This is a genomic window from Actinoplanes sp. G11-F43, from assembly GCF_050589265.1.
Lineage (GTDB): Bacteria > Actinomycetota > Actinomycetes > Mycobacteriales > Micromonosporaceae > Actinoplanes.
Genome location: NZ_JBNZCE010000015.1, coordinates 76,101 through 100,055 on the forward strand (window position 1 = coordinate 76,101; position 23,955 = coordinate 100,055).

Consider the following 23,955-nt stretch of genomic DNA (forward strand, 5'->3'; position numbering starts at 1 on the left):
CGTGACCACATGGCTGTTGTGAAGATCAACGCGATTGAGGTCCCCGAGGGCGCCGGCCCCGAACTGGAGAAGCGGTTCGCCGCCCGCCACGGCGCGGTGGAGAACTCGCCCGGCTTCCTCGGGTTCGAGCTGCTGCGCCCGGTGGCCGGCGACACCCGCTATTTCGTCTACACCCGCTGGGAGACCGAGGAGGACTTCCAGAACTGGTCGAACGGCCGCGCCAAGGAGGCCCACGCCGGCGAGCGCGCCAAGCCGGTCGCCTCCGGCGCGAGCCTGCTGGAGTTCGAGGTCGTCCAGTCCGTCGAGAATCCCAGCTGACGCCAGACCGTGTGCCGATCCGTGGCTCGATCCGAGCCACCGATCGGCACACGACCGGAGAGCCCAGCCGACCTACTCGGCGTTGCGGGCGGCAGCGGCCACCAGGCGTTTGGCCACCGTACCGCGGTCCAGGCCGAGGCGCTGGGCGCTCTCCTGGAGGATCGCGTACGCCTCCTGCACCCCGCAGCCGCGCTGCGCGATGATCACGCCGACCGCCCGGTCCACCTCGGCGCCCTCGGTCAGAGCCTCGCGCCGGTGCAGCTCGCCGAGCAGCACCTCGGCCTGCCCGGCCAGAGCCATCGCGGTGACCAGCACCTCCGGGTCCAGGCCGCCGGCCCGCTCCGGGTAGACACTGACCGCACCGACGGCGGTACGACGTACGTCGAGCGGGATGACCGCGACGGCGCTCAGCCCGTCGGTACGGGCGGCCGCCCACAGCTCCGGCCATCGCTCGTCGGCGCACAGATCGTCGGCGGTCACCAGGGTGCGGGTGCGGGCGGCCTCCAGTCCGGGGCCGGTGCTCCCCTCGTACTGAAGCCGGTCGAACGTCTCCCCGGCCGGCCCGGCGGCGGCCTCGGTGAGCGGCCCGCCCTCGCCGATCAGGACGACCGAGCAGCGGATCACCCCGGGCAGGGCCGCGGTGGCGCCGGCGAGCCGGTCGAGAGCCTGGGTGAGGGAGTCCGCGGAGAGCAGGCGGACGGTGAGTTCGTGCAGGTGCCCGGCGATCTCCACCGCATGTGGCCCGGGGACCGCCGTGGAGTGCCGGGCGGTGCCGCCACCCCGGCCACCGGAGGGGCGACGCGGGAAGGCCGGGGACGTGCCGTTGTCAGGGGTGCGCCGGGTCAACCGGGCGCCACGCTGCGCGGCCGGGACTCGACGTTTCGGGGCAGACACTCGACGGATATTGCCACGTCTATCCGCAATCATGCGCGACGAGGTGCCCCTATCGGGGGGTGTTGACCGGATAAACCCCGGTCCGCGACATTCACCGGGAAGCCGGGAAAGCACTGCGCCGCCCCTCGGAGAGTCCGAGAGGCGGCGCGAACGCCGGTGTGCAGGTCGCCTCGCGGCGAGTGGCTCAACACGGCTCCAGCCGAACGGTATTCCGTGCAGGCGATGGGTGAGGCCCGGGGACACTGGGCACACCGGCATTCGTTGTCAACCGTCGGCACCCGCCCATGATTCCGTGAGCTTATGTGACCTGGGTTACACCCCTAGAGCTCCCGGGAGAGACGGCCGGGATCGACCTCACGCCCGGGATGACGCGCCATGTACTCGGTCTCCAGCTCGGCGGTCCGCTTGAAGTGGTTGTCCAGCGCCGGGTCCGGCCCGTGCCGCAAGGTGTCCAGCCGAGTCCGGTAGAGGCTGGCCAGCTCACGGAAGAGATCCTCGTCAGACAGACCGGCCGGGTCCACACCGGTGTCGAAGGCCACCGCCCCGCCGTTCTCGCCATGCATCCGCACCATGATCCGTCTCCATTCGTCACGAGATGGCTCACCTGCGGGCTTGCCCCCGTGGGGCCGCGGCAAACCCGCCGGTAGTCTCAAGGCATGAAGGGGCTGTGGACGCCGTCGTGGATGGCCCGCCATCTGCTCGCGATCGTGATGACCGCGACCTGTCTCGCGCTGGGCTGGTGGCAGTTCAGCCGCGCCGCCGACGGCAATTCGGTCAGTTACGGCTACATGTTCCAGTGGCCGGTCTTCGGTGGATTCGTGGTCTTCATCTGGGTGCGGGAGATGCAACTCGCCCGCCGCAAGGCCGCCGGCGAGCCGCTGACCGAGCCCGAGCCCGCGCCGCGTACCGCGAGCACCCCCGGCGCGCCGGTGACCCTGGGCCGCCCGGTCCGTGTCGCGGTCACCCCGGCCGGCGACGGCGGGCCGGACCCGGAACTGGACGCCTACAACGATTACCTGGCCTGGCTCACGGAGCACCCGGGCGCCCGCCCGTCCGACTATCCGGGCCGCGTTCCCCATAAATAGCTAGAAGGAGTCACCGACCGTGCAGGGAGCCCTCACCCGCTACCGGATCATCGCCTGGATCGTCGGCGTGGTCCTGATCGCCCTCGTCGTCGTCGGCATGCCCCTGAAATACGGCCCCACCCACAACCCGGTCGTGGTCGAGGCGGTGGGCCCGTTCCACGGTTTCCTCTACATGGTCTACCTGGTGCTCGCCTTCGACCTGGCGCGCCGCGCGAAGTGGGCGTTCAGCCGGATGATCCTGGTGATGCTGGCCGGAACCATCCCGTTCTTCTCGTTCTGGGCCGAGCGCCAGGTGACCCGGCACTGGATTCCGGCAAGCGAACCAGCGCTGGCCAAATAGTCCGAAAACCCGGCGCTGAATAACGCACAGCGGCGGTCGGATAACGGCCCGTTATCGGGATTATTGGTTCAACCCAGACCATTGGGAAAAATCACTCGGCAAGGTCTTGATTTCTTTTCTTCCGTCGATAGGTTAATGCGGTTGGTTCGGTCCGCAGCCACAACCCCTCGGGTGGCGCCGGCCAACGCCGCCGATCAATACGTGGCGATCCGCCGTCCCGACCCCGGGGGCGGCGGTCGTTTCGTGATCCGGGCCGGGACAGCCGACGTGGACAGGGCCTCTCTTCCAGCCCCACCGTCCCGCCGACCCGGTAGGCGGCCAGCGGAAGAAAGGCCCCTGACCAAGTGCGACACCCCCGAAACAGGTTCCGGGCGCTCGTGGTCGCGATGACGGCTTTCGCGATCACCCTCTCGGGCGGGACGGCAGCGAACGCCGCCCCCACCGAGAAAGAGCTCAAGAAGAAGATCGAGGTGGCCTCGGAGAAACTCGAGGACGTCACCGAGCAGTACAACAAGCTGCGCCTGGACATCAAGAAGACCAAGGCCGACGGCGTCAAGCTGGAGGCCTCGCTGAAGCCGGCCCAGGAGGCCCTGGACAAGGCCACCGAAAAGGTCGGCACCATCGCCAAGACCACCTACATGCAGGGTCGCACCGGCCCGATGACGGTGCTGGTGAGCGGTGACTCGGAGAACCTGATGGAGCGCCTGGCGTTCCTGGAGCAGATCACCCGCTCCAACCAGCAGGACATCGACACGTTCCGCGAGACCACCCAGTCGTTCGCGGACCGTCAAGAGGCGCTGGCGTCCACGCTGAAGAAGCAGAACGCCCAGTCCACCGAGCTGGTGAAGACCAAGAAGAAGATCGAGGGCGACCTCGAAGACCTGTACGACATGCGGGAGACCGTCTACGGCAGCCCCACCGAGGGTGGCAACGGCTCCTACACCGGCAAGATCCCCAACATCGCGGGGTCGGCCGGCGTCGCGGTCACGTTCGCGTTCAACCAGATCGGCAAGCCGTACGGTTTCGGCGACGCCGGCCCGAACTCGTACGACTGCTCCGGTCTGACCTCGGCGGCCTGGGCGAAGGCGGGCAAGTCACTGCCGCACAACGCCGCCGCGCAGTACAGCGCCACCGCACGGATCAGCAAGGCCGACCTCCAGCCGGGCGACCTGGTGTTCTACCGGAACAACGCGCACGTCGCGATCTACGTCGGAGGCGGCAAGATCATCGACGCGCCGTCGGCCGGCCGGGACGTACTGCACCGAACGGTGAACATCATGACCCCGAACGGCTACGGCCGAGTCAAGTAACCCCTCCTCCCGCAAGCACCCCCCTCTTCCCGGCTAGCCGTACCTCAGACAGGTTATGAAGGGTCGATTACCTATCTGAGGTACGGCCGGGCAGGCCGAGCTGTACGTCAGACACCGAATACCCCCTCCATAACCTCGCTGAGGTACGGCTAGCCGAAGATCAGCGGTGAAGATCAGCGGGGTTGTGGGGTGGGACGTGACTAGGCCGGTGCCCCCTCATCAGGGGGGCACCGGCCTAGGTCGTTTGTGGGACTGTCAGGCGGCCTGCAGGCCCTCGGCGCGGGCCAGCTCGCGGAGCCGGCCGAGCGCCTGGATCTCCAGCTGGCGGATCCGCTCCCGGCTCAGCGAGAAGCGGGAGGCCACCTCGGTGAGCGAGTGCTCCCGGCCGTCCTCCAGCCCGTACCGCGCCCGCATGATGCCGGCCGAGCGGTCGTCCAGGTGGTTGAGCAGGCCCTCGATGCGCTGCCGCTCGAGCGCGTTGAGGACGATCTCCTCGGGGCTCGGGGCGTCGCTGTCGGCCACCAGGTCACCGAGGTTGGTGTCGCCGTCGTCGCCGACCGGGGTGTCCAGGGAGACGGTGTCCTGCGCCCAGCGGGTGAGCTCGTTGACCCGCTCGACGGTGACGCCGAGCGCGGCCGCGACCTGCTCCGGCTCCGGGTCGCCGCCCAGCTCGCGGACCAGCTGGCGGGTGACGTTGCGCATCCGGTTGACGTCTTCGACCAGGTGCACGGGGAGCCGGACGGTGCGCTCCTGCTGGGCGATGGCCCGGCTGATCGCCTGGCGGACCCACCAGGTGGCGTAGGTGGAGAACTTGTAGCCGCGCTCGTAGTCGAATTTCTCGACCGCGCGGACCAGGCCGGTGTTGCCTTCCTGGATGAGGTCGAGCATCGGCATGCCGGATCGGACGTAGCGGCGTGCGATGGAGACGACGAGCCGGAGGTTGGCCCGGATGAACAGGTCTTTCGACCGGCGGCCCTCGGTGACGACGCGCTCCAGTTCCTCCCGGCTGATGCCGCGCCGGACCTCACCCGTCTCGAGCAGGTGCTCGGCGTAGAGGCCCGCCTCGATCGCCTTGGAGAGCTCGACCTCCCGCGCGGCGTCCAACAGCGGCGTCCGGGAGATCTCGTGCAGGTAGACTCCGACGAGGTCGCGCTCTTCGGCGACCTGGTCGGTACGCATCACGGTGTTCTTCTCCACGTTGCCCACGGTCCCCTCATTGCCGTCACTAACCCTGTTACGGGCATTACCTGCGTCCATCAGCCCTCTCCCGTAACGTCCGCAGCTCGTGCATTGCGGTTGCTGACATCCACATAACAAATTGCTGGTCGCACTGATTCCAGCTGGTGGGTCGAAAGTGTCACGAATGCCTGGGTGGTACCTGAGAGCCCAGTGCGCGATCCCTGAGTGCGGCATCTTCGCGACCGTCGTGCTGACGGTCGGATACCCTTTGCGCGCCTCATAACACCATCGGCCTCTCATCGTCACAGCGACGGGCATCACCCTGGGCGACGCGATGTCCGTCACCCCCGAGTACGTGTTTCGTGCCCGTGGGGTTCATGTGCAGGATCGGCCGGGCACGAACAGGCCTGAAACAAACGCCCCGCGAAAAGATCCGGAATCCGCGCGCTGAACGGGACCATCGGTCACAATGCGCCTTGCCACGCCGTATCTCACTCGCCCGCACGGGTGACGCTCGGCGCGCGGGGAACATTCCCAGGTGACGGCCAGTTTCGACGGGCGAGTGAGGAACAGCACAGCCACGACGGTGTGACAGGCTGCATCTCATGACCTCGACTCGGACCGCCCTGGTGACCGGCGGCACAGGTGGACTCGGCACGGCCACGATCAGCGCTTTCCTGGCCGCGGGGTGGCGTGTGGTGGCGCCGGTGCGGCCCGGGAGCACCGCGTGGCGACCCGAGGGAGCGGTCGTGGTGGAGGCGGACGTGATGGTCGAGGCGGACGTGCGGGCGGCGGTCGGGGTGGCCGCCGGCGACGAGCGGGCCCCGCTGCGGGCGGTGGTCAATCTGGTCGGCGGGTTCGCCAGCGGCGGTCTGATCGCCGACACCCCGGTCGAGGACTTCGAGGCGATGCTGGCGCTGAACCTGCGGCCCACCTACCTGACGACGGCGGCGGCTCTGCCGTACCTGATCGGTGCCGGGGGTGGCTCGGTGGTCGGGGTCTCGTCGCGGGCCGCGGTCTCGCCCTTTCCCGGTGCGGCCGGGTACGTCACCGCCAAGGCCGCGCTGCTGGCGTTCGCGGCGGCGGTCGACGTCGAGTACCGCAAGCGGGGCGTGCGCTGCAACACGGTGCTGCCCAGCGTGATCGACACGGCGGCGAACCGGGCCGCGATGCCGGACGCCGATCACGGCAGCTGGGTGAGCCCGGCCGCGATCGCCGAGACCATCCTCTATCTGGCCTCGGACGTGTCGGCGCCGGTCAGTGGTGCGCGGATCCCGGTTTACGGTCAGGCCTGACCGCCTTCGAGTTCGGTCCGGATGGCCTTGGTGACCTGCTCCGGGGTGCCGTTCGCGTCGATCACCACGAAGCGGGGGTATTCCGGGAGCGAGCGGTAGGCGGCGTCGGCGGCCCGCAGGTAGTCCATGGTCTCGGTGTCGTAGCCGCGCCGCTCGATCCGGTCCTGGGCCACCTCGGGGTCGACGGCCAGGAAGAACGTCACGTCCGGCTGGGGGAAGAGGCGGTAGGCCAGACGGGCCCGGCGCTCGGCGGACGGCCGGGCGCCATGCGCGCGGAGGCTGGCGAACTGGCACACGGCGTAGCGGTCCATCACCGCGATCTCCCGGCGGACGGCCCGGCGCAGCAGGGTGCGGGCGATGGCGAACCAGCGGAGCACCGACTCCACGGCGAGTGTTCCGCGCCGGCCGAACAGGGCCTCGGCGTCGGGTCTGCCGATCATCACCGCGATCCGGCCGAACCAGTGGCGGCCTCCGGCGTTCTGCCGGTACGCGGCTGGGAACCCGGCGGCGGCCAGCTCGGCGGCGACGGTGCGGGCCTGGGTGGTCTTTCCGGAGCCGTCGATGCCGACGAGGGCGATCGTGCGCGGCATCCGGCTGGGATATCGGGGGTCCACGACCGGGTTCGACTGCGCCATGAGAGCCATACCAACCCACGGTAGCGCCGCCCCGCACACCGCGTTCCGCACCGCGGGACGTGAACGGTCCTCCAGAATGAGCCCAGGGGTTCAAGGTGCCGCGACTCCGGGTAGTCGTGAACGACCGGACACGGGACAGGAGGTCGGCATGCCACATCGTGTGGACGAGGGTTTGGCCATCACCTTGAAGCGGGTCGCGTCGATTCTCAAAGGCGCTGACATCCCCTTCGCATTGGGCGGAAGCTTCGCGGTCTATGCCCGCGGAGGCTATTCCAGCGATCACGACGTGGACTTCCTGATCCGCGAGCAGGACAAGGAGCGGGCGCTTCAAGAATTGTCCAGCGCGGGGTTCGAGACGGAGCAGCCCCCGGAGGACTGGCTGGTCAAGGTCTATGACGAGGGCCGGATGGTGGACCTGATCTATCGGCCGGTGGAGTCGCCGGTGGACGACGCGACGCTCGCGGACACCGAGCAGATCTCGGTCGAGGCGATCTACATGCCGGTGCTCTCCGCGAGCCGGCTGATGGTGCACAAGCTGCTCAGCTACAGCCAGCACTACTGCGATTTCGCGACCGGGCTGCCGGTCGCCCGGTCGCTGCGTGAGCAGATCGACTGGGAGCGGGTCCGCCGGGAGACCGGTGACTCACCGTACGCCGAGGCGTTCTTCGTACTGCTCGACCGGCTGGACGTGGTGCCGCACCCGGATGGGCGGGAACTCAAGGTTGTCGGAGGATGAGATGACGGTTCACATCGATCTCGAAGCCGAGATCCAGCGCCTGCTCGCCGAGCACGAGCGCATCGCCGAGCAGGGCATCACCGTGCAGCGCCGGGAGAACATGGTGGTTCTCGGCGGTGAGGTGGAGAGCGCGCAACGGCGCGACGAGATCTGCCGGCAGATCTCCGGCCGGTTCCCGGAGATCGAGATCACCTGCGACATCGGCATCACCCGGGCGCAGGCGCCGATCGAGGTGGAGGAGATTTCATGATCCGGATCGCCGCTGTGGGCGACGTCCACGTGGACAAGGACGTGGTGGGCCGTTACCGGCCCGCTCTGGAGGAGCTGCCGGACCGGGCCGACGCGCTGCTGGTCGCCGGTGACCTGACCCGGCACGGGACGGTGGACGAGGCGAAGTGCTTCGCGACCGAGTTCGGCGGCCTGGCCGTGCCGGTCGTGGTGGTGCTCGGCAACCACGACCATCAGAGCGACCAGCAGGACCAGGTCACCCGGGTGCTGACCGACGCCGGGATCACCGTGCTGGAGTGCGAGTCGACGGTGCTGGAGATCCGCGGGCACCGGCTCGGGATCGCCGGGGCGAAGGGTTTCGGCGGTGGGTTCGCCGGGGCGTGCGCCAGCAACTTCGGTGAGCGCGAGATGAAGAACTTCGTGGGTGTCACCGAGGACATCGCGGCCCGGCTCGGGGAGGCGCTGCGTTCGGTGCGGTGCGACGCCCTGGTGGCGCTCACCCACTACGCGCCGGTGCCGGAGACGCTGGCCGGTGAGCCGCTGGAGATCTATCCGTTCCTGGGCTGCTACCAGCTCGGCAACGCGATCGACTCGGCGCCGACCGCGCTGGCCCTGCACGGGCACGCGCACCACGGTTCCGAGCGTGGGCGTACCCCTGGCGGGGTTCCGGTCCGCAACGTCGCGCACCCGGTGATCAAGCAGGCGTACAACGTGTACCAGTTGCTGTCCGAGACGGTGGATTCCGAACTCGTACCGGCGTAGTCGAGGTTTCCGTTTTGGAGGGTCCGGGTATCGACTGGACATGGACCTCTTGCTTTGGATTCTCGCCGTTGTTCTCGTGGTCGCCGGTGTTCTCGCGCTGTTCCGGCGGCAGATCCTGTGGGGCGTCGTGCTGATCATCGTCGGTCTCCTGGTGGGTCCCGGCGGCGTCAGCATCTTCACCTGATCCCCCGTCGGCAACCCCTGACGAGCCGCTCCCCCGACCCTGAACCGGGGTCGCCGCGGATGGGTCCGATTCGGACACGTCCTCGGTGACCCCGGTTCCATCTCTTTCGGGCACCGCCGCACACAAGGTGCGATGTACGACCGCTGATATCTGACTCAATCCCCGGCGTGGCCGATGTTCATCACTTCACCTATGGCGCCTACAACCCGATCGCGGCATATCTGCTGGCGTTCCTCGGCTCGTTCCTCGGCCTGCTCTGCACCGGCCGGGCCCGTGACGCGCACAGCCGCAGCCGCCGCAACCGCTGGCTGCTGATCGCCGCCTTCTCGATCGGCGGGGGCGGGATCTGGCTGATGCATTTCGCCGCGATGCTCGGCTTCGACGTGCCCGCCAGCCCGGTCCGCTACGACCTCGGCCTCACCCTGCTCAGCCTGCTGTTCGCCGTACTCACGGTGGGTGTGGGTCTTCTTCTGGTCGGGCACGGGCGGCGCAGCGTCGGCAAGACCCTGGGAGCCGGTGTGCTCACCGGCGCCGGCGTGATCGCCATGCACTACACCGGGATGGAGGGGATCCGGCTCGCCGCGGACATCCGCTACTCCCCCGTCCTGGTCGTCGCCTCGGCCCTGATCGCCATCGCGGCCTGCACCATCGCGCTGTGGTTCGCGGTCTCGGTGCGCGGCTGGGCCAAGGTCACCGGGGCGGCCGCGGTGATGGGTGTCGCGGTCTGCGGCATGCACTACACCGGGATGGCCGCCATGTCGATCGAGCTGCATCCGGCGGGCGGGCCGCCGGCCGCCGGGATCCGGCCGCTGACCATGCTGGTACCGATCATCCTGATCACCACGGCCACCATCGTCGGTGTGGCGCTGAGCGCGCTGCAGGCGATGACCGAGGAGGAGTTCACCGACGGCGCCGGCATCCCGAAGCGCGGGGTGCACGCCGAGACCGCGCAGCCGCGCCCGGTCCGGCAGTCGTCGCTCGGCGCGATGCGGATGACTCCGGCCGCCCGGGCGGTGGCCACCGGGCGGGCCGCCGGCCGTCCCTCTCCCGGGCCCCGGCCGTCACCCTCACCCGCGCCGACCGCGCCACCGGCGACATCCGGGAGCTGATCGAAACCCATCCCCGCCCGTGATCCGGTATATCTGATCGACATGGCGCCACGGATGCTGCTCTCGATGCCACTGCACGCCATCACCGAGGTGTACGGCGAAGCCGGCCTACGTGACCGATTCGCACTCGAACTGGAGTCCTTCGCCGACGACGAGCGCAAGACACTGACCGAGGCCCTCGACCTCGCCTCCGAACTGCACGCCGAGGACCGCCGGGTGCGCGAGCCCTACCTGAACCACCTGCTGCGGGTGGCCATCCGGATCATCCGGTACTACCGGGTGCGGGACGTCGACGTGCTGGTCGCGGCACTGTTGCACGACGCCGCCGAGGATCACCCGGCGGAGCTGGGCGGGGTGGATCCGGAGCTGTCGCACACCGAGCTGACCGAGGCTGCCCTGGCCGAGCTGGCCCGGCGGTTCAACCCGCGGGTCGCCGACCTGGTCCGGTCGGTCACCAATCCGGAGTACGACCCGAAGCGCGACAAGAACGAGCAGTACCGGACGCACGTGGCGGAGAAACTGGACCGTGACCCGTGGGCCCGGGTGATCAAGATTTCCGACTTCACCGACAACGGGGTGGGCGTGATTCACACCACGCTCGACAAGGCGTACCGGTCGGCCGGCAAGTACCGGCCGCTCGTGCCCACCCTGCGTGAGCTGGTCGGACGTCCGGACACACCGCTCTGCACCGAGGCCAAGGAGCACATCCTGGATCAGCTCGACCTGGCCGAGGAGCGATTCGCCGCGATCCTGGACGGCTGACCCCCGGGGCCGACCTATCGTGGGGCCATGGCTACTGACGCTTGGTGGCGGGACGCTGTCATCTACCAGATCTACCCCCGTTCGTTCGCTGACGGGAACGGTGACGGCATGGGCGACCTGCCCGGCATCACCGCACGGCTGCCCCAGCTCCGCGAGCTGGGTGTCGACGCGGTGTGGCTCTCGCCGTTCTATCCGAGCCCGCAGCACGACGCCGGCTACGACGTGGCCGACTACCGGGGCGTGGACCCGCGGTTCGGTTCGCTCGGGGACGCCGACAAGCTGATCGGCACCGCCCACGACCTGGGCCTCAAGGTGATCGTCGACCTGGTGCCGAACCACACCTCCAGCGACCACGAGTGGTTCAAGGCGGCGCTGGCGGCCGGGCCGGGCAGCCCGGAGCGGGAGCGCTACATCTTCCGGGACGGCGACCAGGCCCCCAACTCCTGGCAGAGCGTCTTCGGTGGCTCCGCGTGGCAGCAGTTGCCGGACGGCCAGTGGTTCCTGCACCTGTTCGACGTCTCCCAGCCCGACCTCAACTGGGACCACCCGGAGGTCCGCGCCGAGTTCCTCGACATCCTGCGGTTCTGGCTGGACCGGGGCGTCGACGGCTTCCGGGTCGACGTGGCGCACGGTCTGATCAAGGACGCCGAGCTGACCGACTGGAGCGCCCCGTCGGTGATCCTGGGCGGTCTGGAGCCGGTCGGCCCGCCGCCGCCGATGTGGGACCAGGAGGGTGTGCACGAGATCTACCGGCAGTGGCGTGCCGTCCTCGACGAGTACGAGGGCGGCCGGATCCTGGTCGCCGAGGCGTGGGTGCAGCCCGAGGAGCGGCTGGCCCGGTACGTCCGGCCGGACGAGATGCATCAGGCGTTCAACTTCCCGTACCTGGAGGCGCCCTGGCTGCCGGCCGAGCTGCGCGCGGTGATCGACTCCTCGCTGGCCGCCAACGACGCGGTCGGCGCCACCACCACCTGGGTGCTGTCCAATCACGACGTGGTCCGGCACGCCTCCCGGCTGGGTTTCCCGGCCGGGACCAAGCGGATGCCCGGGATCGGTGTCGGCGACCCGCAGCCGGACCAGGTGCTCGGCCTGCGACGGGCCCGCGCGGCCACCCTGCTGATGCTCGGCCTGCCCGGCTCGGCATACCTCTACCAGGGTGAGGAACTGGGGCTGCCGGAGCACACCCAGCTGCCCGACGAGTACCGCGAGGACCCGGCCTGGGAGCGGTCCGGGCACACCGAGCGTGGCCGGGACGGCTGCCGGGTGCCGATCCCGTGGGAGGCCGACGCCCCGTCGTACGGCTTCGGCCCGGCCGAGGCGAGCTGGCTGCCGCAGCCGCCGATCTGGGCCGAGTACGCCCTGGACCGTCAGGTCGACGTGCCCGGATCGACGTACGAGCTGTACCGCTCCGCGCTGGCCGCCCGCCGTGAGCACGAGCTGGGCTCCGGTGAGCTGGTGTGGCTGGCGTCCGACACCGACGCGCTGGCCTTCCGCAACGGCGGCGTGACCGTGGTGACGAATTTCGGGGCCGAGCCCGCCGCGCTACCGGACGGCGCCCGGGTCCTGCTGAGCAGCGAGCCGCTCGCCGACGACGGCCGGATCCCCACCGACGTCACCGTCTGGGCCGTCGTCTGACTCCAGTTTCTCGGCTACCGCCAGCAGGGCGGCGTGCGTGTCGGCCATGTCCCGCGCGACCGTCCTGCTGGCCAGCCAGTACATGATCCCGGTCGGTACGAAGAAGAGCACGAACGCGGCCAGCCCGGCCGAATAGTTCAGCGGCGGCGGGAAGATCGCCGCCAGACCGGCGAAGGCCACCCCGACCAGCACGTTGCCGCCGGCCCGGCCCACCCCGTTGACCAGGTTGCCGAGGCTGTAGACGGTGCCCCGGTGCTGCGGCGGGTTCACGTCGGCGATCATCGCGAACCAGTTCGGCGAGTTCGCCGACGTCAGCATCAGCGCGAACACCGCGATCACCAGGCAGATCCCGACCGTCGGCTCGGTCACCAGGTTGCTCAGCACGCCCCGGATCACCTCGGCCGTGCCGGCGCCGTCCGGCACCGTGATCGTCATCGGGACGAAGAACAGGACCACATAGAAGGGCACGGCCGCCAGTACGCCCACCGAGGCGACGAGTGCCCGGCCCCGGGGGGTACGCCGCTGCAGACGGTCACCGGCCAGCCCACCGAGGATCGACAGCGCCGCACCCAGCTGGAAGATCGTCGCGAAGACGCTGCCGACCAGCACCGCCGTACCCACGCTGTAGCCCTGGTCGAGAGCCCGTTCACGGAACAGCACCGGCAGCCACACCAGCGACCCGAAGGCGATCTGCGCGGTCCCGCCCTGCAGGATCAGCCACACGTTGGTCCGGCGCTTGAGGATCACCGGGATGTCCTCGTGGCGGATCCGCTCCTCGTAGTCCACCCCGGCCAGCTCCGGCTGGCTGTCACCGCGCGGCACGTCGTAGGTGAGCAGGTAGGCGACCGTGGCGACGGCGCCCACCGCGGCGGTCACCAGGAACGGGCGGCGCCAGTCCTCGTGCCCCAGCAGGCCTCCGACCAGGGTGCCGGCCAGGGTGCCGAGCCCCTGCGACAGCCCCCAGAAACTCATCACCAGCCCGCGGCGCCGCGGCGAGATCAGGTCGCTGACCACCGCGAAACTGACTGAGGCGACCCCGCCCAGCCCGAACGCCGCCAGCACCTGGGCGGCCAGGAACCACCCGTAGGTCCCGGCCAGGCCCGACCCGGCGGTGCCGAGCACCCACAACACCGTGCCGGCGATCAGCACCGGCTTGCGGTCGGTGCGGTCCCCGACGTACGCGAAACCGATCGCCGCGACCGCGCTGACCAGGAACATGATCGTGGTCGCCAGGGCGATGTGCCCCTCGGACACCTCGAGGTCGGTGCCGATGCTGCCGTAGAGCGGCGGCACCAGCCCGATCGCCACGTTGTCCAGGGCAGCGAGCACCACGAACACGACCACGCTGTACACGCGGTGCGCGGCTCCGCCCCTGCCCATCACGCGGTAGAGGTTATCCGCAGATCGGCGTCCCGAACCCCTTGTCCCCGGTCTCGTCGATCTTTCGCCGGTGAGGGGCGGTGCTGTCCGTGGCCAGCACCGCCCCTCGTACCCCCGGTGGTGATCAGTTGCCGATGTCGGCCTGCGGGCCGGCGTACTTCGCCAGCAGGGCCGGGACATCGGCGGCCGGGTCCAGGGTGTACGGGTAGAAGCTCTTCGGGTCGAAGGCGGCGCCGTTGGTCTGCTGCTTGCCCGAGGAGTTCGTCACGATGCTGCCGCTCTGTTTCAGCTGGGCGGCCGACGTGTCGTTGTAGTACGGGTTCTTCACGTTGTCGAAGTAGCTGTTCTCCAGCACCATCCTGGTGGCGCCACGGGACAGGTTGCCGTACGACGTGATGTTCTGCATGTGGTTGTTGTAGAGGTGGGCGTACGCCACGTTGTCGGTGCTGGGGTTGCGCTGGCTGGTGTTGCGGATCCAGTTGTGGTGGATCGTCATACGCGCGGTGACGTTCTCGGTCCAGCCGATGCCGAAGGCCTTGTTCCCGGTGTCGAGGAGATTCCAGGACACCGTGAGGTACGAGGTGTCCTTACGGCTGTCGATCATGCCGTCGTTCATCCGGGTGATCCTGTTGTGGTCGATCCAGATGTGGTCGGCGGTGTCCATCTGGATGCCGTCGTAGTCGTAGTCCTTGTCGTCCGGGTCGTCCTCGACCATCTGGGTGTCGCGGATGGTCAGGTTCCGGATGATCACGTTGCGGACGCCCGCGCCGAGGAAGAAGCCGCCGCCGACGATCTCGCCCTTGGTGCCGGCGCCGACGATGGTCTTGTTCGACTTGACCTTGAGTTCGGTGCCCTTGGGGGTGATCGTGATCGGGCCGCCCACCCGGATCACGTACGGCTCGGTCGCGGTGACGTACTTCGTCAGGTCGGCCAGGGTGGTGACGGTGACCGTGGCTCCGGCCGCACCGCCGGTGGTGCCGCCGCCGGTGGAGGCGAACCCGTCCGGGGTGGACGGCCAGGTCCGGCCCGTGGAGCCGCCGGAGACCGGGGTGAACGCCCACTGCTTGTTGGAGTTCGCGGTGCACGTCTCCTGGATGATCGACGCGCCGTTCGCGGTCGAGGCGCCCTCGTCGGAGACGCACAGACCGTTACCGGCATTGATGATCTGGTACGTGTCCGTGCCCGACGCCGCGAGCCGCCACTGCTGATTGGCCTGCGAACCGACGCACGTGTACTGCTGCAACCGGGTGCCGGAGGTGGTGGACGCGGCGGGCACGTCGACGCACTTGCCGCTGTTGACGTTCTGGATCAGGAAGTTCGAGCCCGACGCCACCAGCCGGAACTGCTGCCACGTGGAGTTCGCGGTGCAACCCCACTGCTGGAGCAACGCGGCGTTGTCCTTCGACGCCGACGGCACATCCAGACACTTGCCACTCTTCTTGACGATCAGCTGGTAGGTGGTGCCGGCGGCCGGGGCGGCGGCCGCGTCCGACGGGAGGATCGACCAGCCGACGATCGCGACCGGTACGGCGAGGACGATCGCCGCGAGCGAGATGCGCTTCTTCATGATCAACCCACCGGGTTCCAGTTGTCGGTGCCCGCCAGGTATCTCTGCGGGGTGTGGTTCGCGGCCTGCGCGTCGGAGAGCTGCTTGCGGTTGCTGTTCACGGTGGCGCCCGCGCCGGTGTTCTTGTATTCCGCAAACCGCGCGTTTTGCCAGATATTTCCGGACATGTCGGTCCAGGGCTGCGCGGTCTTGATCGTCGCGCTCAGGTTCGACTCCCGGAACAGCACCTGAGCGTCCGGCCCCCACGGACGGCCGAGCTGCGTGGTGTTGGCAGTGGCGCCGGTGATCGTCGACTTGTAGATCAGGAAACCGTACGCGTTACCGGGATCGGTGCGCGCGGCCGTGATCGGCCCACCGGTCGACCGCTTCTGGTGGATCCTCGTGCCGTTGAAGACCGCGGTCCCGGACCCGAAGATGAAGTCCACGGTCCCCTCGACATAGCCGCCCTTGACGTACGACCGCCCGCTGTTGACCAGCAGGGTGTCCTGCGCGCCCAGGAACCGTACGTTGTCGAAGATCAGCCTGTCGGCGTTGAGGTTGGCGGCCACCGCCTGCGAGCCCTCACCGTAGTCGTTGGAGATCGTCAGGTTGGTGGCGGCGAACTCCCTGCCGTTGGCGAAGAGGGTCGCGCTGCCCGAGGTGCCGTACCCTCCGGCGTTGCTGCGGTTGTTGACGATCACCACGTCGTCGTTGGAGTCGCCGCCGCCCTGCAGGGTGACGAACGGCTTGGTGTTCGGGATGGTGACGATCTCGCGGTACGTACCCGGCTTGATCGTGATCGTCTTCCGGCTGGTGTTGCCGGTGCCGATCGCGTCGATCGCGGCCTGCACGGTCCGGTAGGTGCCGGTGCCGTCGGCGGCCACCGTGAAGGTGCCGGTGCTGCCGCCGGAGACGGGTGTGAACGCCCACTGCTTGTTGCTGTTGGCGGTACAGGTCTCCTGGATGATCGCCGCACCGTTGGCAGTCGAGGCCCCCTGGTCGGAGACGCAGAGACCATTACCGGCATTGATGATCTGGTACGTGTCCGTGCCCGACGCCGCGAGACGCCACTGCTGATTCGGCTGAGCCGGCGCGCAGCCCCACTGCTGGAGTTGCTGACCCGAGGTCGCCGACCCGCCCGGCACGTCGACGCACTTGCCGCTGTTGACGTTCTGGATCAGGAAGTTCGAGCCCGACGCCACCAGCCGGAACTGCTGCCACGTGGAGTTCGCGGTGCAACCCCACTGCTGGAGCAACGCGGCGTTGTCCTTCGACGCCGACGGCACATCCAGACACTTGCCACTCTTCTTGACGATCAGCTGGTAGGCGACACCGGCCGTGGGGGCGGCCGCCGCGCTCGACGGGAGCACCGAATACGCGATGAGCCCGGCCGGGACGACGAGGGCGGCCACCGCTCCGATCAGTCTTCTCTTTGCCACTGCGGTCCTTTCACGTGCCTTGGGGATGACACGTAGATGCCGCGGCGGTCCGGAGATAACAGAAAAAGCCGGCTCCCACCGCCGTCCCGGGATCACCGGTGACGGCTGTGGGAGCCGGCCGTGGCGCGCGTCAGCGGGTGCGGTCGATCACCGCGTGCTGAGCGGCCGCGTACTGCTCGCGGATCAGCGGGACGCTGTCGTCCTCGTACACCGCGGGGGTGTCCGCCGACCAGGCCGGCGGAGTGTCGCCGCCGAGCGACACCCAGGCCGCCTGGCGGGCCGCGCCGTCGGCGACGTACTCGCCGGGCGGCGGGACCAGGACCGGCTTGCCGAAGAGCGCGGGCGCGATCCGGCGGACCGCCTCGCTCTTCGCCCCGCCGCCGACCAGCACGATCCGGTTCGCCTCGGCGCCGGTCGCGGTCAGGGCGTCCAGTCCGTCGGCGAGCGCGCAGAGCATGCCCTCGACGGCCGCCCGGGCCACGTGCGCCGGGGTGGACGTCTTGAGCGTGAGCCCGTGGATCGCGCCGGTGGCGTCCGGCCGGTTGGGGGTGCGCTCCCCTTCCAGGTAGGGCACCAGGACCAGGCCGTCCGCCCCGGCCGGCGCCGACAGCGCGAGCTTCGACAGCTCGTCGTGGCCGACGTTCAGCATCTTCGCGGCCGCGTCCAGGACCCGGGCCGCGTTGAGGGTGACCACGATCGGCAGGAACCGGCCGGTGGTGTCGGCGAAGCCGGCCACCGTTCCGGTCGGGTCGTTCGGCGCCGCCTCCGAGGAGGCGAACACCGTGCCGGACGTGCCGATCGAGACGATCACGTCGCCGGGCAGCGCGCCGGTGCCGAGGGCGGCCGCCGCGTTGTCACCGGCGCCCGGGCCCAGCGGGGCGCCGTTGGGCAGGTGCCCGGCGATCCCGGTGGGGCCCAGCACCTCGGGCACGATCAGATCCCGCCCGAACCCGAGTTCCAGCAGGTCGCGGCGGTACTCGTTGGTCTTGGCGGACCAGTAGAGCGTGCCGCTGGCGTCGCTGCGGTCGGTCCGCAGATCACTCAGCGAGGTGGATCCGGACAGCTTCCAGGTCAGCCAGTCGTGCGGCAGGCAGACCGCGGCGACCCGGGCCGCGTTCGCCGGCTCGTTGCGGGCCAGCCAGCGCAGCTTGGTCAGGGTGAAGCTGGCGACCGGCACGATGCCGACCGCGTCCGCCCACTTGTCGCCCCCGCCCAGCTCGGTGATCAGGTCGGCGGCCGCGCCGGCGCTGCGGGTGTCGTTCCACAGCAGCGCCGGGCGGACCACCGCACCGGACTCGTCGAGCACCACCATGCCGTGCTGCTGCCCGGCGACCGAGACGGCGGCCACGTCGTCCAGGCCACCGGCTTCGGCGATCGCCTGCTGGAGCGCGGCCCACCAGGCGTCCGGGTGCACCTCGGTGCCGTCCGGGTGGGCGGCCCGGCCCTGGCGGACCAGCTTCCCGGTCTCGGCGTCGCGGATCACGACCTTGCACGACTGGGTCGAGCTGTCGATCCCGGCAACGAGAGCCATGCTCAGCGCGCCCGGAGCAGGTGGTCGATCGCCAGCTGGTTGAGCTTGACGAAGCCGAAGCCCTTGGCGCCGACGGCGTCCGCGTCGTAGTCCTCGAACGCGGTGCGGTCGTTGAGCAGCTCCTGGTAGCCCTCGCCCGGGTTGAGGGTGGGGGTGCGCAGCTCGGCGACCTTGGACTCGGCCAGCGCGGCCTGCACCTCGGGGTCGGCGCGGAAGGCCGCGGCCCGCTCCTTGAGCAGCAGGTACATCCGGATGTTGTCCTTGGCCGACTCCCACACACCGTCGAAGTCCTCGGTGCGCGACGGCTTGTAGTCGAAGTGCCGCGGGCCGTCGTAGGCCGGGGCGCCGTCCGGGCCGTTCTCCAGCAGGTCGACCAGGGAGAACGCGTTGAGCAGGTCGCCGTGGCCGAAGACCAGGTCCTGGTCGAACTTGGGGCCGTGCTGGCCGTTCAGGTCGATGTGGAACAGCTTCTTGTGCCACAGCGCCTGGGCGATGCCCTGGGTGAAGTTGAGGTTCGACATCTGCTCGTGGCCCGTCTCCGGGTTGATGCCGAACAGTTCGGGACGCTCCAGCTCCTGCACGAACGCGATGGCGTGGCCGGCGGTCGGGAGCAGGATGTCGCCGCGGGGCTCGTTCGGCTTCGGCTCGATGGCGAAGCGCAGGCCGTAGCCCTTGTCCTCGGAGTACTGCGCGAGCAGGTTGAGGGCCTCACGGTAGCGGTCGAGGGCGGCGCCGACGTCCTTGGCCGAGTCGTACTCGGCGCCCTCGCGGCCACCCCACAGCACCAGGGTCTTGGCACCCAGCTCGGCGCCGAGGTCCATCTGGCGCAGGACCTTGCGGATCGCGTACCGCCGGACCGAACGGTCGTTGCTGGTGAAGCCGCCGTCCTTGAACACCGGGTGGGTGAACAGGTTGGTGGTGACCATCGGGACGATCAGGCCGGTCTCGTCGAGGGCCTTCTTGAAGCCGCCGATGATGCCGTCACGGGTCTGCGCGTCGGCGCCGAACGGGACCAGGTCGTCGTCATGGAAGGTGATGCCGTAGGCGCCGATCTCGGCGAGCTTGTGCACCGCCTCGACCGGGTCGAGGGCCGGGCGGGTGGCGTCACCGAACGCGTCGCGGGCCTGCCAGCCCACGGTCCAGAGGCCGAAGGAGAACTTGTCAGCGGGTGTGGCCTGGAGAGACACGGGGTTACCTCCACGAAACGATGTGTAACGACGGGGATTTGTTTAGTGGTTGAATTATTTGACTCGCCTATGGCACTGTCAAGGGCGTGTTGACCGCCCCGACCACACCGGTTCGTCAGGCCGGCGTGCGCGCCCATAATCTCGCGCTGGTGCTGCACACTGTGGCGAACAGCGCAGATCGGCCATCTCGGGCCGGTGTCGCGGCGGCCACCGGACTCACCCGCGCGACCGTTTCCGCCCTTGTCGACGATCTGGTGGCCGGCGGCCTGCTGGCCGAGGTCGCACCGCCGCCGCGCACCGGCGCGGGCCGTCCCGCGGTCGGTCTCGCGCTCAACGCGGCCGGCCCGGCCGGGCTCGGGCTGGAGATCAACGTCGACTATCTGGCCGCCTGCGTGGTCGATCTCACCGGCGCCGTCCGGCAGCGCTGGGTCGAGCACGCCGACCAGCGCCCGGCCGACCCGGCGCAGTCGCTGGCCGCCCTCGGTGGCCTGGCCGCCCGCGCCCGGCTCGCCGCCGAGGCCGACGGGCTGACCGTGGCCGGCGCCGCGATCGCCGTGCCCGGCCTGGTGGCCGGGGGCGGGCTGGTCCGGGTCGCCCCCAACCTGGGCTGGCAGGACGTGGACGCGGCGGCCGCCCTGAGCGCCGTCCCCGAACTGGCCGGCCTGCCGGTGACGGTGGACAACGAGGCCAACCTGGCGGCCCTCGGCGAGCTGCGGGCGACCGGCGGAGGACCCACTGCGAACTTCTTTCCATCCGACATCGAGCAGCGCGGTGCCGGGTCGCCGGACGGCTCCGGGTCGGACCGGCCTGGCCGGGTTGAGAAAAGTTCGTTCCTCTACGTCTCCGGCGAGGTCGGCATCGGCGCCGGGCTGGTGCTGGACGGCGAGCTCTATCGGGGGGTGCGCGGCTGGAGCGGCGAGATCGGCCACATGACGGTCTTCCCGGACGGCCGGCCGTGCCGCTGCGGGGCGAGTGGCTGCCTGGAGCAGTACGCCGGCCAGGAGGCCCTGGACGACGACGTGCCCCTGGCCGCGGCCGCGCTGGGCATCGCCCTGTCCGCGGTGGTCAACCTGCTCGACGTGCCGGTGATCGTGCTGGGTGGGGCGTACGCGCCGGTCTTCGCCCCGCTCCGGGACGGCATCGAGACCGAACTGCGCCGCCGGGTGCTGACCGCGGGGCTGGCGCCGGTGGCGCTGCGGCCGGCGGCGCTGGGCGCGGACGCCGCGATGCGGGGCGCCGCGGACACGGTGATCCGGGCGGTCCGTGAGGATCCGGCGGCCTGGCTGCGCCGGGGCGCATGACGACGGCCGCCGCCCCGGGGGACGACGGCCGTCACGGCACCTGCGATCAGGGGATCACTTCACGCCGGTACGCGAACCGATCGCCTGCGCGAAGATCGTGGTGATCTTCGTCGGGTCCTTCGCGATGAACACACCGACGTTCTTCTCGTCGACGTTCTGGATCGCCTTCAGCTCGGATTCGCTGACCCCGTCGCCGATGCCGATGAGGATCACCCGGATCGGCTTGGTCGGGTCGACCTCCTTCTCGAACTGCGACAGGAACTGGTCGTCGCTGAGACCGTCGCTGAACTCGTTCTTGCCGTCGGTGAAGAGGATGACCGAGTTGATCTTGTTCTTGGTCCAGCCCTTCTTCACGTGCTTGTAGCCGGCGAGCAGCGAGTCGTACAGACCGGTGCCGCCGTTCTGCTTCGGCGTCAGGTCGTCGATCGACGCCTGGAGCTCGCTGCGCGAGGTGCTCAGCGACTTGATCGGCACCAGCTCGCGGTACGGCAACCCGCCGTTCTCACTGGTCGAGAACCGCCACACCCCGACCGACCACTTGTCACTGAACAGGCCCAGACCGGTCCGGGCCGCGGCCTGGGTGACCTGGGCACGGGTCTTGTTACCCGCGGTCGGCACCGGGTCCCGCATCGAGCCGGAGGTGTCGAAGATCGTCAGGGCCCGGCCGGGCGTGGTGATGGCGATCCAGCTGCCGACCACGGCGCTCAGCGCGGCGCCGGTCTCGGCGGCGGCCGCGGTGCCGCCGCTGGCCGCCTTGTCGGCCGGGTTGGCGACGGCCGGCGACGCCTGGGGCGCGCCCATCGGCGCCGCGAAACTGGCGCCGTAGGTGCCGTCCGGGGAGCGCAGGCCGACGGCGGCCAGCGCGTCCTTGCCACCACCGGCGGAGAGCTGTCCGAGCAGCGCCTTGGCGGCGGCCGACTTCTGCTGGTCCACCACCTGCGGCATGATCGTGTACGGGTAGTCCAGCGGGGGCGGGCTCGGGTCCAGGTACATCGCGGCGAGCGGCACGCCCGGACGCTGGGCGTTGTACGCCACCACGTCCTCCTCGGACACCGGCGCGATGCTCACCGCGTCGGTGGCGCCCAGGTCACCCTCCGACTTGGGGAACTTGGCCAGCAACTCGTCGCGCAGGTTGTACTTGTTGTTCGCCAGCACGGTCAGCGCGCGGGTCTTGGCCTGGTTCGCCTCGGCCGACGCGGTGCCGACCGACTGGCTGATCGCCAGCAGGCTGCTGAGACCGGACGAGTCCATGGTCGGGTTCATGATGCCGACCGACAGCGGCTCGTCGGAGCTGAAGTTGCCGAGCAGGTCGGTCCAGCCGATCTTCTTGTTCGGCCAGCCCATCCGCTCGGCGATGGGCTCGGGCGCGGCGAGGACCAGTGGGCTCTGCGCCACCGAGGAGACCGCACTCGGCAGGAAGCCGGCGGCCTCGGTCTGCAGGCGCATCAGCCAGGTCGAGGAGTCCGGGATCCACACGTCGGGGACCTGGACGGCGTCGGGGGCCTTGTCCAGGCCGACCAGCGTGACCGAGTGGTCGCGGGAGACCGCGCCGGCGATCGTCGCCGAGTTCACCGCCTCGACCGCGACGGAGACACACGTCCCGTCGACTCCGGTGCCCGCTTGGCTCCACTGCGCGGCTACCTGCTCGACGGCAGGCTTGATCTCGGGAGACGCCGCGACGGTCAGGTTCACCGAACCGGTGCACGAGTTGTCGGCGAACTGCTGATAGCCGAGGTACGTACCGGCGACTACGACGACGAGCGCCATCGCACCTCCGACGACGCTCGCTCCCTTTGAGTTGAAGTTCCTACGATGGCGGCCAGACACGCGCTCAATAGTGCGCATGTCCGAAGCTGAATGCCATATACGTTCGGTCGAAAATTACTCAGATTGGCGCTTCTGGATCTAGAAAATACCGAGCGTGATGACGCCGTTCCGATGGGTGCCTGGGAGGGCCGGTGACGCGCCGGGTTGGCCCGGGTACGTCACCGACGCGCCACAATGTCCGATCTCCCCTATGACCTGATCATCGGCGGATTCCATCGGAGCAGACAGGTCGGTGTCGGCTCTCCGGTCGGTTCGCCTTGCCGTCCGGGGATTCCGGTATCCGGATCGATGCGGAAAACGGTCACGTTGTGTGAACGCTGATTGGTCACGTAGAGGTGATCCCCGAGCAGCACCATGTGCCGCGGCCACACCCCGCCGGTCGGCACCTCGGCGATCAGGGTGGCGCTCTCGCCGTCCCAGGCGAAGGCCGACACGGTGTCCGGGCCGCGGTTGGCCACATAGACGAACCGGCCGTCGGGGCCCATCGCGATCTCCGACGGGTAGACCGGGCCCGGCAGCGTGCTGGACGCGGTCTCGCCCCACGACTCGAGCGTGGGACCACCGGCCGGGCGGTACCAGGAGAGCGTCCCGGTCAGCTCACCGGCGAGCAGCAGCGCGCCGTCACCGGACAGCCGCAGGTGCCGCGGGCCGGTGCCCGCCTTCGCCCGCACGGCCGGCTCCGGGGCGCCCAGCCGGCCCGTGTTCGGATCGAGCCGCGACCGCCACACCCGGTCCGAGCCCAGGTCGGAGATGAGCACGTCGGCGCCGTTGCGGTCCGGAACCACCTGGTGGGCGTGCGGCCCGGCCTGACGCTCCGCGTCCGGACCGGATCCGGTGAGGGTGAGCAGGTCGCTGCGATCGCCGGGCACCCCCTCGGCGTCCAGCGGGTGTACGGCCACCGACCCGCTCGCGTAGTTCGCCACCAGCAGGTGCCGGCCGTCCGCGGTGGCGGCGAGGTGACACGGGTCCGATCCGCCGGTGGAGCGGGTGGTCAGCGGGATCAGCGAGCAGTCCGGGGCCACCGAGAAGGCGGTGACCGTGCCCTGGTCCAGTTCGTTCACCGCGTACAGGACCGGAAGGGTGGGGTGTTGTGCCAGGAACGAAGGGGACGGGGTGCGCGCCGCCAGCCCGAGCCGGGTCAGGTCGCCGGTGGACGGGTCGCGCCGCAGCAGCGTGATGCCGTCCCCCTCACCTCCCTTGTCCCCGGTGTAGCAACCGACGAAGACGTATTCATGGCTGGAACCCATGCCCCGATCCCACCACAGAACACCG

The 23,955-nt window shown here is 69.7% G+C and carries 24 protein-coding genes; 13 read left to right on the plus strand and 11 right to left on the minus strand.

Going from position 1 to position 23,955, the window contains the following annotated elements; translation table 11 throughout:
* Window positions 1–9 precede the first annotated feature (9 nt).
* Entirely contained in the window at window positions 10–318 is a 309-nt protein-coding gene (locus ACQ0O7_RS16875; protein ID WP_430783024.1) for an antibiotic biosynthesis monooxygenase family protein, read from the plus strand.
* Window positions 319–390: 72 nt separating this feature from the next.
* Here the strand turns inward: ACQ0O7_RS16875 and ACQ0O7_RS16880 are convergent, their stop codons facing one another.
* Window positions 391–1,212 (minus strand): ANTAR domain-containing protein, encoded by an 822-nt coding sequence (locus ACQ0O7_RS16880; protein WP_430783025.1) that lies wholly within the window; start codon window positions 1,210–1,212, stop codon window positions 391–393.
* 320 nt (window positions 1,213–1,532) lie between these two features.
* Window positions 1,533–1,784 carry a DUF6158 family protein gene (locus ACQ0O7_RS16885; protein WP_430783026.1) on the minus strand — a complete coding sequence of 84 codons (252 nt, stop codon included), beginning with the start codon at window positions 1,782–1,784 and terminating at the stop codon, window positions 1,533–1,535.
* 84 nt (window positions 1,785–1,868) lie between these two features.
* On the opposite strand from ACQ0O7_RS16885, the gene ACQ0O7_RS16890 reads away from it, so the two are divergent.
* The 3 genes from ACQ0O7_RS16890 (at window position 1,869) to ACQ0O7_RS16900 (ending at window position 3,947) form a co-directional block, all read left to right on the plus strand.
* The gene (locus ACQ0O7_RS16890; protein WP_430783027.1) at window positions 1,869–2,297 is read left to right on the plus strand and encodes a hypothetical protein; all 429 of its coding nucleotides are present in this window, start codon (window positions 1,869–1,871) and stop codon (window positions 2,295–2,297) included.
* A gap of 19 nt (window positions 2,298–2,316) precedes the next feature.
* Entirely contained in the window at window positions 2,317–2,637 is a 321-nt protein-coding gene (locus ACQ0O7_RS16895) for a DUF3817 domain-containing protein (protein ID WP_430783028.1), read from the plus strand.
* 386 nt (window positions 2,638–3,023) lie between these two features.
* Window positions 3,024–3,947, plus strand: coding sequence for an NlpC/P60 family protein (locus tag ACQ0O7_RS16900; RefSeq protein WP_430783029.1), 924 nt, complete (start codon window positions 3,024–3,026; stop codon window positions 3,945–3,947).
* Between the two features lie 255 nt (window positions 3,948–4,202).
* On the opposite strand, the gene ACQ0O7_RS16905 is transcribed toward ACQ0O7_RS16900, so the two are convergent.
* Window positions 4,203–5,204, minus strand: coding sequence for a sigma-70 family RNA polymerase sigma factor (locus tag ACQ0O7_RS16905; protein WP_430783030.1), 1,002 nt, complete (start codon window positions 5,202–5,204; stop codon window positions 4,203–4,205).
* 527 nt (window positions 5,205–5,731) lie between these two features.
* Between ACQ0O7_RS16905 and ACQ0O7_RS16910 the strand changes: the two genes are divergently transcribed.
* Complete coding sequence (locus ACQ0O7_RS16910) at window positions 5,732–6,421, plus strand: SDR family NAD(P)-dependent oxidoreductase (protein ID WP_430783031.1); 690 nt, start codon at window positions 5,732–5,734, stop codon at window positions 6,419–6,421.
* Here the strand turns inward: ACQ0O7_RS16910 and ACQ0O7_RS16915 are convergent.
* Complete coding sequence (locus ACQ0O7_RS16915; RefSeq protein ID WP_430783032.1) at window positions 6,412–7,065, minus strand: dTMP kinase; 654 nt, start codon at window positions 7,063–7,065, stop codon at window positions 6,412–6,414. The genes ACQ0O7_RS16910 and ACQ0O7_RS16915 overlap by 10 nt on opposite strands.
* A 139-nt stretch (window positions 7,066–7,204) precedes the next feature.
* Between ACQ0O7_RS16915 and ACQ0O7_RS16920 the strand changes: the two genes are divergently transcribed.
* The 7 genes from ACQ0O7_RS16920 (at window position 7,205) to ACQ0O7_RS16950 (ending at window position 12,472) form a co-directional block, all read left to right on the plus strand.
* Window positions 7,205–7,792 carry a nucleotidyltransferase family protein gene (locus tag ACQ0O7_RS16920; RefSeq protein WP_430783033.1) on the plus strand — a complete coding sequence of 196 codons (588 nt, stop codon included), beginning with the start codon at window positions 7,205–7,207 and terminating at the stop codon, window positions 7,790–7,792.
* Window position 7,793: 1 nt separating this feature from the next.
* The gene (locus tag ACQ0O7_RS16925) at window positions 7,794–8,042 is read left to right on the plus strand and encodes a hypothetical protein (protein WP_430783034.1); all 249 of its coding nucleotides are present in this window, start codon (window positions 7,794–7,796) and stop codon (window positions 8,040–8,042) included.
* On the plus strand, window positions 8,039–8,782 hold the full coding sequence (locus ACQ0O7_RS16930; protein ID WP_430783035.1) for a metallophosphoesterase family protein: 744 nt from the start codon (window positions 8,039–8,041) through the stop codon (window positions 8,780–8,782). Before ACQ0O7_RS16925 ends, ACQ0O7_RS16930 begins: the two co-directional genes overlap by 4 nt.
* Before the next feature lie 40 nt (window positions 8,783–8,822).
* Window positions 8,823–8,966 carry a GPGG-motif small membrane protein gene (locus ACQ0O7_RS16935; RefSeq protein WP_173476724.1) on the plus strand — a complete coding sequence of 48 codons (144 nt, stop codon included), beginning with the start codon at window positions 8,823–8,825 and terminating at the stop codon, window positions 8,964–8,966.
* 167 nt (window positions 8,967–9,133) lie between these two features.
* Window positions 9,134–10,075 (plus strand): MHYT domain-containing protein, encoded by a 942-nt coding sequence (locus tag ACQ0O7_RS16940; RefSeq protein ID WP_430783036.1) that lies wholly within the window; start codon window positions 9,134–9,136, stop codon window positions 10,073–10,075.
* 42 nt (window positions 10,076–10,117) lie between these two features.
* Window positions 10,118–10,837 carry an HD domain-containing protein gene (locus ACQ0O7_RS16945; protein WP_430783038.1) on the plus strand — a complete coding sequence of 240 codons (720 nt, stop codon included), beginning with the start codon at window positions 10,118–10,120 and terminating at the stop codon, window positions 10,835–10,837.
* 27 nt (window positions 10,838–10,864) lie between these two features.
* Complete coding sequence (locus ACQ0O7_RS16950; RefSeq protein WP_430783039.1) at window positions 10,865–12,472, plus strand: glycoside hydrolase family 13 protein; 1,608 nt, start codon at window positions 10,865–10,867, stop codon at window positions 12,470–12,472.
* Here ACQ0O7_RS16950 and ACQ0O7_RS16955 read toward each other — a convergent pair.
* The 5 genes from ACQ0O7_RS16955 to xylA form a co-directional block, all read right to left on the minus strand.
* On the minus strand, window positions 12,380–13,852 hold the full coding sequence (locus ACQ0O7_RS16955; protein ID WP_430783040.1) for an MFS transporter: 1,473 nt from the start codon (window positions 13,850–13,852) through the stop codon (window positions 12,380–12,382). The genes ACQ0O7_RS16950 and ACQ0O7_RS16955 overlap by 93 nt on opposite strands.
* Before the next feature lie 124 nt (window positions 13,853–13,976).
* Window positions 13,977–15,419 (minus strand): RICIN domain-containing protein, encoded by a 1,443-nt coding sequence (locus ACQ0O7_RS16960; RefSeq protein WP_430783041.1) that lies wholly within the window; start codon window positions 15,417–15,419, stop codon window positions 13,977–13,979.
* 2 nt (window positions 15,420–15,421) lie between these two features.
* Window positions 15,422–16,837, minus strand: a complete 1,416-nt coding sequence (locus ACQ0O7_RS16965) for a pectinesterase family protein (RefSeq protein WP_430783042.1) — start codon at window positions 16,835–16,837, stop codon at window positions 15,422–15,424.
* Window positions 16,838–16,967: 130 nt separating this feature from the next.
* Window positions 16,968–18,368 carry a xylulokinase gene (gene xylB, locus ACQ0O7_RS16970; protein WP_430783044.1) on the minus strand — a complete coding sequence of 467 codons (1,401 nt, stop codon included), beginning with the start codon at window positions 18,366–18,368 and terminating at the stop codon, window positions 16,968–16,970.
* 2 nt (window positions 18,369–18,370) lie between these two features.
* A complete protein-coding gene (xylA, locus tag ACQ0O7_RS16975) occupies window positions 18,371–19,555 on the minus strand; it encodes a xylose isomerase (protein WP_430783045.1) in 1,185 nt (394 codons plus the stop codon).
* 146 nt (window positions 19,556–19,701) lie between these two features.
* On the opposite strand from xylA, the gene ACQ0O7_RS16980 reads away from it, so the two are divergent.
* Window positions 19,702–20,856 carry an ROK family transcriptional regulator gene (locus ACQ0O7_RS16980; protein WP_430783316.1) on the plus strand — a complete coding sequence of 385 codons (1,155 nt, stop codon included), beginning with the start codon at window positions 19,702–19,704 and terminating at the stop codon, window positions 20,854–20,856.
* A gap of 54 nt (window positions 20,857–20,910) precedes the next feature.
* Here the strand turns inward: ACQ0O7_RS16980 and ACQ0O7_RS16985 are convergent, their stop codons facing one another.
* Both ACQ0O7_RS16985 and ACQ0O7_RS16990 read right to left on the minus strand, forming a co-directional pair.
* On the minus strand, window positions 20,911–22,623 hold the full coding sequence (locus tag ACQ0O7_RS16985) for a substrate-binding and VWA domain-containing protein (RefSeq protein WP_430783046.1): 1,713 nt from the start codon (window positions 22,621–22,623) through the stop codon (window positions 20,911–20,913).
* 248 nt (window positions 22,624–22,871) lie between these two features.
* On the minus strand, window positions 22,872–23,930 hold the full coding sequence (locus ACQ0O7_RS16990) for a lactonase family protein (protein WP_430783047.1): 1,059 nt from the start codon (window positions 23,928–23,930) through the stop codon (window positions 22,872–22,874).
* Window positions 23,931–23,955 lie beyond the last annotated feature (25 nt).

Excerpts from the sequence above, each read along its gene's own strand:
- ACQ0O7_RS16875 (WP_430783024.1), top strand. The coding sequence starts at position 10 with ATGGCTGTTGTGAAGATCAACGCGATTGAGGTCCCCGAGGGCGCCGGC.
- ACQ0O7_RS16885 (WP_430783026.1), bottom strand. The coding sequence starts at position 1,784 with ATGGTGCGGATGCATGGCGAGAACGGCGGGGCGGTGGCCTTCGACACC.
- ACQ0O7_RS16890 (WP_430783027.1), top strand. The coding sequence starts at position 1,869 with ATGAAGGGGCTGTGGACGCCGTCGTGGATGGCCCGCCATCTGCTCGCG.
- ACQ0O7_RS16900 (WP_430783029.1), top strand. The coding sequence starts at position 3,024 with ATGACGGCTTTCGCGATCACCCTCTCGGGCGGGACGGCAGCGAACGCC.
- ACQ0O7_RS16905 (WP_430783030.1), bottom strand. The coding sequence starts at position 5,204 with ATGGACGCAGGTAATGCCCGTAACAGGGTTAGTGACGGCAATGAGGGG.
- ACQ0O7_RS16910 (WP_430783031.1), top strand. The coding sequence starts at position 5,732 with ATGACCTCGACTCGGACCGCCCTGGTGACCGGCGGCACAGGTGGACTC.
- ACQ0O7_RS16915 (WP_430783032.1), bottom strand. The coding sequence starts at position 7,065 with ATGGCTCTCATGGCGCAGTCGAACCCGGTCGTGGACCCCCGATATCCC.
- ACQ0O7_RS16920 (WP_430783033.1), top strand. The coding sequence starts at position 7,205 with ATGCCACATCGTGTGGACGAGGGTTTGGCCATCACCTTGAAGCGGGTC.
- ACQ0O7_RS16925 (WP_430783034.1), top strand. The coding sequence starts at position 7,794 with ATGACGGTTCACATCGATCTCGAAGCCGAGATCCAGCGCCTGCTCGCC.
- ACQ0O7_RS16930 (WP_430783035.1), top strand. The coding sequence starts at position 8,039 with ATGATCCGGATCGCCGCTGTGGGCGACGTCCACGTGGACAAGGACGTG.
- ACQ0O7_RS16935 (WP_173476724.1), top strand. The coding sequence starts at position 8,823 with ATGGACCTCTTGCTTTGGATTCTCGCCGTTGTTCTCGTGGTCGCCGGT.
- ACQ0O7_RS16945 (WP_430783038.1), top strand. The coding sequence starts at position 10,118 with ATGGCGCCACGGATGCTGCTCTCGATGCCACTGCACGCCATCACCGAG.
- ACQ0O7_RS16950 (WP_430783039.1), top strand. The coding sequence starts at position 10,865 with ATGGCTACTGACGCTTGGTGGCGGGACGCTGTCATCTACCAGATCTAC.
- ACQ0O7_RS16955 (WP_430783040.1), bottom strand. The coding sequence starts at position 13,852 with ATGGGCAGGGGCGGAGCCGCGCACCGCGTGTACAGCGTGGTCGTGTTC.
- ACQ0O7_RS16960 (WP_430783041.1), bottom strand. The coding sequence starts at position 15,419 with ATGAAGAAGCGCATCTCGCTCGCGGCGATCGTCCTCGCCGTACCGGTC.
- xylB (WP_430783044.1), bottom strand. The coding sequence starts at position 18,368 with ATGGCTCTCGTTGCCGGGATCGACAGCTCGACCCAGTCGTGCAAGGTC.
- ACQ0O7_RS16985 (WP_430783046.1), bottom strand. The coding sequence starts at position 22,623 with ATGGCGCTCGTCGTCGTAGTCGCCGGTACGTACCTCGGCTATCAGCAG.
- ACQ0O7_RS16990 (WP_430783047.1), bottom strand. The coding sequence starts at position 23,930 with ATGGGTTCCAGCCATGAATACGTCTTCGTCGGTTGCTACACCGGGGAC.